At 72.0% G+C, this 12432-nt stretch carries 13 protein-coding genes; 5 read left to right on the top strand and 8 right to left on the bottom strand.

Annotated features, from left to right (window positions below; all coding sequences use genetic code 11):
• Positions 1 to 286 precede the first annotated feature (286 nt).
• The 8 genes from PV343_RS29095 to PV343_RS29060 form a co-directional block, all read right to left on the bottom strand.
• Positions 287 to 1504, bottom strand: a complete 1218-nt coding sequence (locus tag PV343_RS29095) for a low temperature requirement protein A (RefSeq protein ID WP_319149968.1) — start codon at positions 1502 to 1504, stop codon at positions 287 to 289.
• Between the two features lie 14 nt (positions 1505 to 1518).
• A complete protein-coding gene (locus PV343_RS29090; protein WP_319149967.1) occupies positions 1519 to 1905 on the bottom strand; it encodes a nuclear transport factor 2 family protein in 387 nt (128 codons plus the stop codon).
• A gap of 57 nt (positions 1906 to 1962) precedes the next feature.
• Positions 1963 to 2568 carry a DJ-1/PfpI family protein gene (locus tag PV343_RS29085; RefSeq protein ID WP_319149966.1) on the bottom strand — a complete coding sequence of 202 codons (606 nt, stop codon included), beginning with the start codon at positions 2566 to 2568 and terminating at the stop codon, positions 1963 to 1965.
• A gap of 4 nt (positions 2569 to 2572) precedes the next feature.
• Positions 2573 to 2998 carry an ester cyclase gene (locus PV343_RS29080; RefSeq protein ID WP_317444203.1) on the bottom strand — a complete coding sequence of 142 codons (426 nt, stop codon included), beginning with the start codon at positions 2996 to 2998 and terminating at the stop codon, positions 2573 to 2575.
• Between the two features lie 77 nt (positions 2999 to 3075).
• Positions 3076 to 4584: a mycofactocin system GMC family oxidoreductase MftG gene (gene mftG / locus PV343_RS29075; protein WP_319149965.1), complete on the bottom strand. Its 1509-nt coding sequence runs from the start codon at positions 4582 to 4584 to the stop codon at positions 3076 to 3078.
• A 37-nt stretch (positions 4585 to 4621) separates the two neighbouring features.
• Positions 4622 to 5095 carry a VOC family protein gene (locus PV343_RS29070; protein WP_319149964.1) on the bottom strand — a complete coding sequence of 158 codons (474 nt, stop codon included), beginning with the start codon at positions 5093 to 5095 and terminating at the stop codon, positions 4622 to 4624.
• 22 nt (positions 5096 to 5117) lie between these two features.
• Positions 5118 to 5411, bottom strand: coding sequence for a putative quinol monooxygenase (locus PV343_RS29065; protein WP_319149963.1), 294 nt, complete (start codon positions 5409 to 5411; stop codon positions 5118 to 5120).
• Between the two features lie 33 nt (positions 5412 to 5444).
• The gene (locus PV343_RS29060; RefSeq protein ID WP_319149962.1) at positions 5445 to 6152 is read right to left on the bottom strand and encodes a DJ-1/PfpI family protein; all 708 of its coding nucleotides are present in this window, start codon (positions 6150 to 6152) and stop codon (positions 5445 to 5447) included.
• 365 nt (positions 6153 to 6517) lie between these two features.
• Between PV343_RS29060 and PV343_RS29055 the strand changes: the two genes are divergently transcribed.
• From PV343_RS29055 to PV343_RS29035, 5 genes are all read left to right on the top strand, one after another.
• Positions 6518 to 7909, top strand: a complete 1392-nt coding sequence (locus PV343_RS29055; RefSeq protein ID WP_319149961.1) for an MFS transporter — start codon at positions 6518 to 6520, stop codon at positions 7907 to 7909.
• Positions 7910 to 7976: 67 nt separating this feature from the next.
• Entirely contained in the window at positions 7977 to 9140 is a 1164-nt protein-coding gene (locus tag PV343_RS29050) for a ferritin-like domain-containing protein (RefSeq protein WP_319149960.1), read from the top strand.
• A gap of 21 nt (positions 9141 to 9161) precedes the next feature.
• Positions 9162 to 9845 carry a type 1 glutamine amidotransferase domain-containing protein gene (locus PV343_RS29045; RefSeq protein WP_319149959.1) on the top strand — a complete coding sequence of 228 codons (684 nt, stop codon included), beginning with the start codon at positions 9162 to 9164 and terminating at the stop codon, positions 9843 to 9845.
• The gene (locus PV343_RS29040) at positions 9842 to 11452 is read left to right on the top strand and encodes an MFS transporter (RefSeq protein ID WP_319149958.1); all 1611 of its coding nucleotides are present in this window, start codon (positions 9842 to 9844) and stop codon (positions 11450 to 11452) included. The genes PV343_RS29045 and PV343_RS29040 overlap by 4 nt, the downstream gene beginning before the upstream one ends.
• Positions 11452 to 12420: an aldo/keto reductase gene (locus tag PV343_RS29035; protein WP_319149957.1), complete on the top strand. Its 969-nt coding sequence runs from the start codon at positions 11452 to 11454 to the stop codon at positions 12418 to 12420. The genes PV343_RS29040 and PV343_RS29035 overlap by 1 nt, the downstream gene beginning before the upstream one ends.
• Positions 12421 to 12432: the final 12 nt, after the last annotated feature.

Here is a 12432-nt window from a genome sequence, read left to right as displayed (position 1 = left end):
CCGGCCCGGTGGACACCCTGGAGTGGACGGCCACACCCGTGCCGGGCGGGCCCTCCCCGCGCCTCCTCGCGTCTCCCCGCGCCTCCTCGCGTCTCGTCGTGTCTCCCCGCGCCTCCCGGGGCGGGGCCAGGCGGAGCCGCGACCGCACGGGGCGCGGACCGGCCCTGCCGGGACCCCGCAGCGGACGGTGGCAGGCGCGCCGGGGGGTGCCCCCCAGCGGGGCGGCGGCACGCGCCGAAGGGCGGCCCCCGCGGTCGGCGGGGCCGCCCTTCGGAAGGGGGCAGGGTCAGGGGTCGCGCAGGGTGTGGGGTACCGCGGGGGCGCGGGTCTCGACGAGGATCTGACAGGACAGGCCGACCACCAGGACCGCTTCCAGCAGGAGGGTGGGCAGGCTGTCGCCGGCCAGGCCGAAGAGGGCGAACACGGCGGCGAGGCCCAGGCGGGACCAGGCGCGCAGGTCGCCCCGCCGGCCCACGTTGAGCAGGTGGATGCCGCCGACGCCGAGCAGGAACACGGCCATGCCGAAGCACAGCACCGGACCGCCGCCCAGGGCCGCGTGGACGCGGCCGTTGGCCGCCTGGGCGGCGAGCAGCCCGCCGACCCCGGTGACCGTGATGCCGCCGTGCACGAACACGTGGCCGTAGACGTACGCCTGGCCGGTCAGCCGCCACTTGCGCAGCGGTGAGGCGTCGACGTGGTCGAAGACCAGCCACCACTGACAGGCGGCGATCAGGAAGGAGCCGGCCACCACGGCCAGCGTCTCGGCCCGCAGCCGGCTGGCCGCGATGCCGGTCGCGTTGAGGGCGACGACCTCCCCCAGCACGATGATGGTGAACAGGCCGAACCGCTCCGGGATGTGCGAGGCGTTGAACGGCACCCGGGCCACCGCCGACGCGGACAGGATCGGGGTCAGCAGCTCGGCCAGCAGGCCCGCCGCCCACAGCGCGTAGCAGTACGGCGCCGGCAGCAGCGCCGAGACGCCCCAGACGGCCGCGCCCAGCCCGTAACCCTGGAGGAAGCGCCGGGTCAGGGAGCGGGCCCGGGGCACGTGGTAGTGGGCCCGCAGGTAGAGGCCGAGCAGGATCAGGCGGACGACGAAGTAGCCGAGGGCGAACCGCTTCGCCCCGGGAGTGCCGCGGAACGCCTGGGGGACGGCGACCGACACCGAGAGCACCGCCATCATCGCGATGATCATGATGAGCCGGTAGATCCGGTCGTCGTTGTCGAAACGGTCGGCGTAGAAGGAGTAGCCGACCCAGGCCCACCAGATCGGCACGAACAGCGCGCCGAACCGCAGCACGCCCGCCCAGGTCGGAGCGTGCAGCAGGACCCCGGTCAGCTCCGCGACGGCGACCACGAAGACCAGGTCGAAGAAGAGCTCCAGCGGCGAGGCGGCCCGGTGACGGCCCTCCTCGGGAACCCTGAGCCGCACCCGCCCCCGGTGCAGGCGCACCTTGCCGGTGTACGTGCCGCGCGCCCCGCCCGCCTCGGGCGCGCCCACCACCCCCCGCATCCCGCTCAGCCCCCGGCGACCTGGGTGTGGGCGTCGTCGTGGTAGCCCTTGATCTCGGTGATCAGGCCGTCGTCGCCGACCCGGAAGGTGTCGATGCCGCGGTCCTCGACGGTGCCGCCGTCCTTCGTGTGGGCGGTGATGTGGAAGGTGAACGCGGCCTCGTCACCGGAGATCACCACGTCGGTGACCCGGAACTCGACGCGGTCGATCACCTCGAAGACGCCGTCGAAGAAGCCGGTCACCGCGGCCCGGCCGCGGTTGGCGGGCGCGCCGACCGGCTCGTACTGCACCACGTCCTCGGCGAGCAGGGCGGCGAACCGCTCCCGGTCCCGCTTGGCGAAACTCTCCGCGTACCCCTCGACGGCGGCGCGGATCTGCTGCTGCTCTGGCATGACTTCTCCGTACGTAGGTGTGGGGCGGTGCCGTGGGAGTGGGGCGGTGCCCCGGGGTCAGCCGGCCGCCTCGATCTCGCGAACGAAGGCGGTCATGAACTCCCGGGTCACCTGCGGGTGCTTGGCCGTGATCAGGTCGCCGTCGACCACCAGGTCGGCGGTGCCGCCGTCGGCGTAGACGATCTCGGCGCCGGCGTTCTCCACGTCGCAGACGATGTTGTGGGCGCAGGTCACCCTGCGGCCCGCCAGCAGGGCGCGGTCGGCGCACAGCAGCCACAGCGAGTGGCAGATGGTGCCGACCTTCAGCCCGGGCACGGCCATCGCGGCGCGCAGGAACTCCACGGCGGGCGCCTTGTTGCGGCTGCCCGGGCCCGGCACCTCGACCTGGTAGCGCAGCCGGTCCATGGCGTAGGCGCCGATCAGGACCACGCCCGCGTAGTCGGCCGGGTCGAGCCGCGCCACCTCCAGGGTGACGGTGACATGCTCCTCGACGTACCCGTTGTCGGGGTTGCTGCCGAACGTCAGCGAGGGCTGGCCCCACAGGTGGGAGACGTAGTCGACGGCGTACCCCTGCTCGGGGAAGAAGGCGTTGAAGTCGCGGAACTCGGAGGGGTCGAAGTGCTCCTCGATCAGGACCGCGACGCGGCCCTTCGGCGCGGGCACCGGCTCACGCCCCCAGGCCGAGCGGGCCGAGCAGCTGGCGCGGGTCGAAGAAGGCGTGGACCTCCTTGATGCGTCCCTCCTCGATCCGGAAGACGTTCGCGCCGCGGACCGTGATGGGCTCGCCGGTCGGGGCCGCGCCCATGAACACGCCGAGGTGGGTGCCGGTGATGGTGAAGGACGCGGCGACCTTGTCCCCCTGCTCCAGCAGGTCCTCGATGGTGAAGACGCGGTCCGGGAAGCCGCCGTACCAGCGCAGCGCGAACTCCTTGTAGGCCGGCAGGCCGTGGATGCCGTCGGGGGAGATCGGGTTGTCGAACACCACGTCGGGGGCGAGGATCTCGTCCGCGATCCGCAGGTCGCCCGGGGCGGTCAGGAACTGCTCGTAGTACGTACGGACGAGCTTGGAGCCCTCGTCGGAAACTTCGGCCATGGGGTCAACTCCTCGGTCTTCAGGGGCACCGGGCCCGGACCGCGCCGGAGGCGGCCCGGACCCGGCAGGGGCGGGGCTCAGGCGTCCGCGAGGAACCACTCGGCGGCGCGCTCGCCGATGACGTAGCAGGTCAGGTTGGGGTTGGCGCTGACGTGCGTGGGCATCACGGAGGCGTCGACGACGCTCAGGTTCTCGATACCGTGCACCCGCAGCCGCTGGTCGACGACCGCGGTCGCGTCGCTGCTCGGGCCCATCTTCGTGGTGCCGACCGGGTGCCACAGGGTGGCGGAGTTCTCCCGGATGTACCGCAGCAGCCGGGCGTCGTCGTCGACCTGGGCCTGCGTGAGCTTGTCCGACAGTCCGCTGGAGAGGTCCCTGATCTGCTTGGAGTTCGCGATGTCCCAGGCGAGGCGGACCCCGTCGAGGGCGATGGCGCGGTCGGCGTCGGTGCCGTAGGAGTTCAGGAAGATGTCCGGCTGCACCGTGGGGTCGGCGCTGCGCAGCGAGACCCGGCCGCGGCACTCCGGCTTCTGCAGCACGCTCATCACGCTGATCGGCCGGTGGGTGACCTCGACGTAGCGGCTGACGAAGTACATCTGCATGTCGTTGAAGTTCTGCGAGCCCGGGTTGGTGTAGCGCACCAGGACCTGGACGTCCGGGTCGTCCGGGTCGGTGACGCCCTCCTTGGGCAGCAGGCCCACCGTGATCTGCTGGTGCTCGATCAGGTTCTCGCCGACGTTCGGCTGGTCGAGGACGACGTCGATGCCGAGGGCGCGCAGCCGCTCCTGCGGGCCGACGCCGGAACGCAGCAGGATGGCGGGCGAGTTGAGGGCACCGGCGGACAGGGTGACGTGGTCGGCGTGGACCTGCTCCAGCCGGCCGCCGGTCTCCACCTCGACGCCGACCGCCCTGGTGCCCTCGAAGAGCACCCGGTGCACGGTGGCGCCGGAGCGGATGGTGAGGTTCTTCCGCTTGCGGGCCTCGGTGAGGTAGGCGACCGCCGTGGACACGCGCAGGTCGCCGCGGCGGTTCATGGGGATCATGCCGACGCCGGTGGACTCCGGGTCGTTGTGGTCGGCGACGTACCCGAAGCCCTGGTCGATGCAGGCCTCCAGGTAGGCCGCCTGGAACGGCACCAGTTCGTCGCGGGTGTGCCGGACGATCGGGGTGGGGCCGCCCTGGCCGTGGAACGGGCCGTCGTAGTCCTGGTCGTCCTCGATCCGGCGGAAGTAGGGGAGGAGTTCGTCCCACGACCACGAGTCGTTGCCCAGCTGGGCCCACTCGTCGTAGTCCGCCGGGATGCCGCGCAGCGCGATGGCGCCGTTGACGGCCGAGCAGCCGCCGGCCACCTTGCCGCGGGCGTACGTCAGCGAACGGCCCGGGACGGCCTCGGCCGAGTAGCCCCAGTCGTGGTCCTCCACGGACACGGTCCGCGCGTTCGTGATGTCGCCGGGGATCTCGGCGAGGTCCGCCCAGTCGGGTCCGGCCTCCAGCAGCAGGACACGGACGCCGGCGTCCTCGGTGAGCCGGCTCGCGAGCACGGCGCCCGAGGAGCCCGCGCCGACGACTATGTGGTCATACTTCATGGGTTCTTCCTCTCCGAACCGCTACCGGGGACCGGGGTCACAGACCCGGGAACTCATCGGTCTCGATCCAGGTCTCGATGGCCTGCTTCTCCGCGAGATCGACGTACTCGTACCGGACCCCCAGGGCGTCGGGCTCCGTGATGATCCAGCCCGGGGTGGCGCCCTCCGCGCTCCGGGACGCCGCCGCGACGCCGATCCCCTCGGCCTCCAGCGCCCTCAGACGGCCCTCCATGTCCGGCTCCCACAGCCCGAGGTAGAGGATCTGTCCCTCGTGGGCGGCCGAGAAGATCCCCTCCTCGCCGTCGGACTCGATCAGCTCGTAGTACGGCGGCCCCTGTTTCGAGAAGGCGACGTGCACGACCTGTTCGTGCGGGTGCGGGTCCTCGAGTCTCGGATTCGTGACGTGCGCGGGCTTGGTGAATTCGAGCCCGTGCGTCCGCGCGTAGTATTCGATCGCGCTCTCCAGATCGGGGACGACCACCCCGATGTGGAAATACGGCTGCTCGCTCATGTCCGCTCCCTGAATTTCCCGTTCACCGGTCGACCGGGACGTACGCGTCGAGTTGCGGCGGCTGCGCGAGGTACGTCAGCATCTCCGGGACGATTTCCTGCAGGTATTTCTTGGCGCTGTGCTCGGCGAGCGCCTCGTCGTCCACGTACTGCTCGACGACCAGGTACCGGCGGGGTGTGGTCCGGTGGCGTACGAACTCGAACACCGGGGTGCCGGGCTCGTTCTCCCGGACCTGCCGCACCAGCAGCTTCAGCACCTTCTCGAAGGGCTCCTCACTGCCTTCGACGACGTCCAGGACGGTGGTGCACGTGATCACTGGCCCTCCAGTGGGCTCGGCCGGCCGGGGGCGTCAGTGCAGCGGCGGCAACAGGATGTCCGCCGTCTCGTCCTGGATCTTGGCCTCGGCCTCGGGGTAGTTGAACAGCTCGGTGCCCACCGGGCCGAACAGCCCGTAGCCCTCGGCGGCGCGGGTGTCGAACCACATCGACATCTCCTTGCCGACCTCCTCGCCGAACAGGTGGGCCACCATCGCGAGCGTGCCGGCGTTGATCGAGGCGGCACCGGCGGTTGTCCAGATGCGGTCCTCGGGCGCGCCGAGCCACATGCGGCGCGGCTCCACGACGTTGGCGCCCTCCTCCTTCAGCCGCCGGGAGATGGGCGGGCTGCAGGTCACCGGGGTCTTGCCGAGGATGCCGGCGCGCTGCAGGATGCCGACGCCGACGCAGTTGGCGCCGATGAACTTCCCGTTGACGTGGTGGTGCCGGATCGTGTCGAGGATCCGCTCGTTCTTGGTGGCGACACCGGAGCCGCGGCCGCCCGGGACGTACAGCACGTCGTAGAGGTCGTCGTCCCGCAGCACCGCGTGCGGCTCGACCCGGGCGCCCATCTGCATGGTGACCGGACCCTCCTCCAGGGCCACCAGCTTGACCTCGACGTCCTCGCCGGTCGTCTCCTTCAGGTAGACCGCGACACCGATCAGGATCTCCCAGGGAATGATGGTGTCCGACTCGCTGCATCGGTCGTAGGCGAGCACGGCGATGCTCTTGATCTCAGTCATGGATTCCTTCTCCGCTCGACTCCGGAATACCGGCCCGGCATTCGCCCGACACGCGGACCCAGCACGGAATTACCGGTCTCTGGTGGCGAAGCTAGCGCGGCCCGGAATGCCGTCAGAGCCTTCGGTGGATACTTCCTGACCTCCTGCCCGGGGCCGGTCGTGAGGGAATTCCCCGCGAACTCGCGAACACTTCCTGAACTCGGCGGCGCTTTCCTTCCTGGGCGCGCGGCGGCGCCGGTCCGCGCGGGCGCCCGCCCGGTGCAGGGGGCGGGCGGCGGGGCCGCGCGCCCCGGCGCATCCGGCCGAGTTCACGAAGTCGATCCGGGTTCCTGGCCGCCCGCCGAGGCACCGGCCAGCCTGACGCCATGACATCTGAGAGCTCTGAGCTGCTGACTCGGACGTCCGGCGAGCCCCGGGAGGCACGGCGGAGCGCCCGGACGGCGGGTCGCTTCGCCGGCATCGTGGTGGGCAACTTCCTGGTCCTGCTCGACGCCTCCATCCTGAACGTGGCGGTGCCCGACCTCCGGGACGACCTGCATGCCTCGGCGAGCGCGCTGCCGTGGACGGTGGACGCCTACACCGTGGTGTTCGCGGGCCTGATGCTGGCCGCCGGTTCCATCGCGGACCGCTGGGGCCCGCGCCGGATCTACCGGACGGCCCTGATCTCGTTCGGTGTCGTCTCGGCGCTGTGCGCGGCGGCGAACTCCGCCGGGGTGCTGATCGCCGGGCGGGCCCTGCTGGGCGTCGCCGCCGCGGGCCTGGTGCCCGCCTCGCTCGCGCTGCTCGCCGGGCTGTACCCGGACCCCGCCAAACGCTCCCGCGCCGTCGGGGCCTGGGCGGCGATCAGCGCGCTCGGCCTGGTCTCCGGACCCGTGCTCGGCGGTGCCCTGGTCGCCCTCGGCGGCTGGCAGCTGGTATTCCTCGTCAATCCGCCGATCGCGCTGGTCACGATGGTGCTGGCGCGGAAGCTGTCGGCCGACCGGCCCAGCACCCACCGGCCGATCGACTACCCGGGCCTGCTGCTGTCCATCGTCGGCCTGGGTGCCCTGACCTTCGGTCTCGTCGACGGCGGCACAGACGGCTGGGCGCACCCCGTGCCGGTGGCCGCCATCGTGCTCGCGGTGCTCGCCTTCGCCCTGCTCGCCGTCGTGGAGCGCCGCGCCGAGGAGCCGGCGCTGCCCCCGGCGCTGCTCTCGCTGGCCCGGGTGCGGGCCGACCTGGTGGCCGGCTCCGCCGCCTCCTTCGCCTTCTACGGGCTGCTGTTCGCGATGACCCAGTGGATGGTCGAGGACCGGGACATGACGGCGCTGCAGACCGGGCTGGCGTTCCTGCCGATGACGCTGCCGCTCGCGGTGCTGCCGTTCTTCACCGGACGCCTGGTCGCGAAGATCGGCACCCGGCCGCTCGTCCTCTTCGGTCTCGCCGCCGGTGCCCTGTCCGGCACGATCCTGTCCTTCTCCGGCACCGAGACCCCCCTCGCGCTGCTCGTCGCGGCCCAGCTCGCCCTCGCACTGTGCGCGACCACCGCGATCCCCGCCTCCACCGCCGACATGGCGACGGCCGCGCCGCAGCGCTTCGCCGCCACCGCCCAGGGCGCGCTGAACGCCTCCCGCCAGGCCGGCTCGGCGCTCGGCGTCGCCGTGCTCGGCACGCTCGGCTCGATGCACCGGATCGGCCTCGGCGTCGTCGTGCTCGGTCTCGGCTCGCTGCTCCTGGTGGCCCTGCTCGGCCGGGCGAGGGCCGGCCGGGACGCCTGAACGACCGGGCGGCACCCGCGGGTCACGCCCACCCCCGCCCCACCCACACGTTGAAAGGAAGCGAGCCATGACCACCGCCCAGGACGCGACCGTCAAGGCCCCGGTCCGGCGCAACGTCGCCTGGATCCGTTCCGCCCTCCAGACGGCGATCGAGCTGGAGCACTCCACGCTCCCCGTCTACACCTCCGCGATGCTCTCGCTCCAGGTGCAGAACTTCACCAGCTACAACGCCATCCGCAGCGTGCTGATGGAGGAGATGGTGCACATGTCCATCGCCGCCAACATGCTCGCCGCGATCGGCGGCCGGCCCAGGATCAAGGACCTGGACCCGAAGTTCCCCTCGCACGGCCTGCCCGGGGGTGTGGAGCCGGACCTGCACATCGGGCTCGCCAAGCTCTCCAAGGCGCAGCTGCGCAACTTCATGCGTCTGGAGTCCCCGCTCTTCCTGCTCCCCGAGGAGTACGGCCACGAGGACTTCCCGACCATCGGCAAGCTCTACTCCCAGATCAGGGACGCGATCGTCGCCAACGCCGCCGAACTGCGCGCCGCGGTCCAGGGCGGCGGGGTGGCGAACCAGGTCGGCGACAACATCGGCTTCAAGACCATCGTGCCGACGCCGGGCGTCGACCCGGTGGACCAGCTCCTGGAGGGCATCGCCGAGATCCTGGAGCAGGGCGAGGGCGCGACCAGCGGGACGATCCGGGCCGGCGCCGCCTTCCAGAACGAGGAGTCCCACTACGGGAAGTTCGCGGAGCTCTGGTACGGCCGCGCCTACCGCGAGCCGGAGCCGGCCGTCCCGCTCACCCCGGAGACCGAGGCCGTGCACTTCCAGGGCGCGAAGATCGGCTGGCCCGAGGTGGTCAACACGCTCGCCGTCCCCTCCGACGGCTACGAGAAGCTGCTGGCCGAGGACCCGGACGGCAAGGAGATCAGGGAGTCGCTGCTGGTCTTCGACCAGGACTACACCGACATGATGGGCCACCTCGACGCCATGTGGAACGGCGATCCGGACACACAGTGGCCGACCTTCGGCGAGGCCGTCCACAACATGATGAAGCTGCGGGTCTTCTCCTCGTTCACCTTCATGCAGCGCCAGATCCCGCCGGCGCTCGTCGACGACCTGCCGCGCCTGTACCCGGCCGAGTTCGGCTTCCTGCACCAGTACACCGACCTCGACCGGCCGGTGTTCTACGGCCCCCGGTTCCGCAACCTCGCCGCCCCCCAGTCCTGAAACCCCGGCAGGAGTCAGCGCATGTCCCGCACCCAGACGGTCCTGATCGTCGTCACCAGCCATGCCGAGCTGGGCGACACGGGCCGCAGCACCGGCTACTACATGCCCGAGGTCGCCCACCCCTGGCGGGTGTTCACCGAAGCCGGCTACCGGGTCGACCTCGCCTCCGTCCGCGGCGGCCGCCCGCCGGCCTCCGGGACCGACCTGGCCGACCCGGTCCAGAAGGCGTTCCTCGACGACCCCGGGATGAGCGCGAAGCTCGCCGACACGCTCCGCCCCGAGGACGTGGACCCGGCCGGCTACGACGCGGTCTTCTTCGCCGGCGGCCACGGCACCATGTGGGACTTCCCCGGTCATCCGGCGCTGTCGGCGCTCGCCCGCGACGTCTTCGAGGCGGGCGGTGTGGTGGCCGCGCTCTGCCACGGCCCGGCGGCCCTGGTCGGGGTGCGGCTCTCCGACGGCCGCCCGCTGGTCGAGGGCCGGCGGCTGACCGCCTTCAGCAACGCCGAGGAGGCCGCCGTCGGTCTCACCGGCGTCGTCCCGTTCGCGCTGCAGACCGCCCTGGAGGAACTGGGCGGCAAGCACGAGGCCGCCGCCGAGTTCACCGCCCACGCGGTGCGCGACGGCCGGCTGGTCACCGGCCAGAACCCGGCGTCCGCCACGGACACCGCGCTGGCGACGGTCGCGGCCCTGGCGGACTCATGACGGCACCGGTCACCGGTGCGGCGGTCGGGACACCGGAGCCGTACCCGGCGCTCGCCGGGGCACCGCTGGGCCGTGCCCGCTGGTTCGTCCTGGCCGTGGGACTGACCTGCACGTTCCTGGTCGTCGGCGGGGTCTCCATCGCGAACCTCGCGATGCCGTCGTTGCAGCGGACCCTGCACGTCGGCTTCGGCGCCGTGCAGTTCGTGGTGGCCGGGTACGGGCTGGTGTACGCGGTCTTCCTGATCACCGGCGGCCGGCTCGGCGACGTGCTGGGCCGCCGCCGGGTGCTGCTCGGCGGCCTCGTCCTGTTCACCGCCGCCGTCCTGCTCAGCGGCCTCGCCCCGAACGCGGCCGTCCTCATCGGCGCCCGCCTCGTGCAGGGCTTCGGCGCCGCGCTGATCTACCCGCAGATCCTGTCGATCATCCAGGACACCTTCGAGGGCGCCGAGCGCAACTTCGCGCTCGGCCTGTTCGGCGCCACCATCGGCGTCGCCATCGTCGTCGGCCAGCTCGTCGGCGGCGCGCTGATCCAGCTCGACCTGGCGGGCCTGGCCTGGCGCCCGGCCTTCCTGGTGCTGGTCCCGCTAGGCACCGCGGCGCTGCTCACCGGCCGCCGGGTGATGGCCCGGGACCAACCCGCCGGACGGCCGCACCTTGACCTGGCCGGCACCGGTCTGCTGGGCGGCGCGCTGCTGCTCCTCGTGCTGCCGCTGCTGATCGGCCCGGGGGCGGGCTGGGCCTGGTGGACCTGGGTGATGTTGGCCGCCGCCGTCCCCGCCTTCACCGTCTTCGTCCGCCACGAACAGCACCTGGACCGCACCGGCCGCACCCCGCTGCTGCGCCCGTCCCTGTTCGGGCAGCGGGCGTTCGGCGTGGGCATCGCGATCGGCGTCCTGTACTTCATCACCATCGTCGGCCTGGCCGTCTACACCTCGCTGACCTTCCAGGTCGGCCTCGGCCTCAACCCCCTGCAGGCGGGCCTCGCCTTCGCCCCCGTCGGCATCGCGTTCTTCGCCTCGTCGCTGGTGGTGCCCCGGCTCGTCCCGCGGCTCGGCCGGACCGTGCTGGTCCTCGGGCACGTGCTGCTGTTCGGCGGTCTGGCCGCCGCCTGGGCCACCGTGCACACGGCCGGGTCCGGGCTGTCGGCCGCCGAGCTGGCGCTGCCGCTGCTGCTGGTCGGCACCGCACAGGGCCTGACGATGTCCCCGCTGATCGGGGTCGTCCTGACCGGCATCCGGCCCACCGACAGGGGCTCGGCCTCGGGCGCCCTCACCACCGCCTTCCAGATCGGCCAGGCGCTGGGGGTGGCCGGAATCGGTACGGTCTTCTCCGTCCTCGGCGCCCACCCCGGTTCGACCGCAGCGTCAAGCCGTTACCAAGTCGCCTATCAATACGCCCTGTTCGTCATGGCGGCGCTTACGCTGGTGTCGTTCCTGCTGGTCTTCCTGCTCCCGAACCCGCACGACAGCCGGCCCCACCACCACTTCCTGTGGGTGCGGCACGGCCGCCGCACCGGCCTCGCCCACGCCTTCTACCTGCTGACGGGCGGCCACGCGGTGGGCCGCCGGCTCAGCCACTGGTTCCACCACCACGAAGGGAAACACTGATGCGTCAGGTCGCTCTGGGCAGCCAGGGGCTGCGGGTCTCCGCGCAGGGGCTCGGCTGCATGGGCATGAGCCAGTCGTACGGGGTCGGCAACGACGAGGAGTCGATCAGGACCATCCACCGGGCCCTCGACCTGGGCGTCACCCTGATCGACACGGCCAACGTGTACGGCGCGACCGGCCTGTACGGCGTCGGCGCCAACGAGAAGCTGGTCGGCTACGCGCTCAGGGAGCGCCGGGACGAGGTCACCCTCGCCACCAAGTGCGGCATCGTGGACGTGCGGCCCGGCGCCGGCATGGAGCTGCGCGCCGACCCGGAGTACGTCCGGCAGTGCTGCGACGACTCGCTGAAGCGCCTCGGCGTGGACCACATCGACCTGTACTACCTGCACCGGATCGACCCGAAGACCCCCGTCGAGGACTCCATCGGTGCCTTCGCCGAGCTGGTGAAGGCGGGCAAGGTCCGCTACATCGGCGTCTCCGAGGTGACCGCCGAGGAACTGGAGCGCGCCCACGCCGTGCACCCGGTCACCGCCGTGCAGAGCGAGTACTCGCTGTGGAGCCGCGAGCTGGAGGCACAGGTCCTGCCCGCCGCCCGCCGGCTGGGCATCGGCGTGGTCCCGTTCTCCCCGCTCGGCCGCGGCTTCCTGACCGGCGCGGTCACCAGCCGGGACACCATGGCGGCGAACGACATGCGCCGCAACCTGCCGCGGTTCTCCCAGGACAACCTGGACGCCAACCAGCAGGTCGTGGACGTCATCCGGGAGATCGCCGACGCCCACGGGGTGCTGCCCGGGCAGGTCGCGCTGGCCTGGGTGCACGCCCAGGGCGACGACATCGTGCCCATCCCGGGCACCAAGCGGATCAGCTACCTGGAGCAGAACACGGCCGCCGCGGACCTCACGCTCTCCGACGACGACCTGTCCCGCCTCGGCGCGGCGGCCGCCCGGATCCAGGGCGCCCGCCGCTGACCCGGGCGTGAC

Source organism: Streptomyces sp. WI03-4A, assembly GCF_033792105.1.
Lineage (GTDB): Bacteria > Actinomycetota > Actinomycetes > Streptomycetales > Streptomycetaceae > Streptomyces > Streptomyces collinus_A.
The sequence above is the reverse complement of the archived record's forward strand: the minus strand, read 5'-3'. Positions and strand labels throughout refer to the sequence as shown.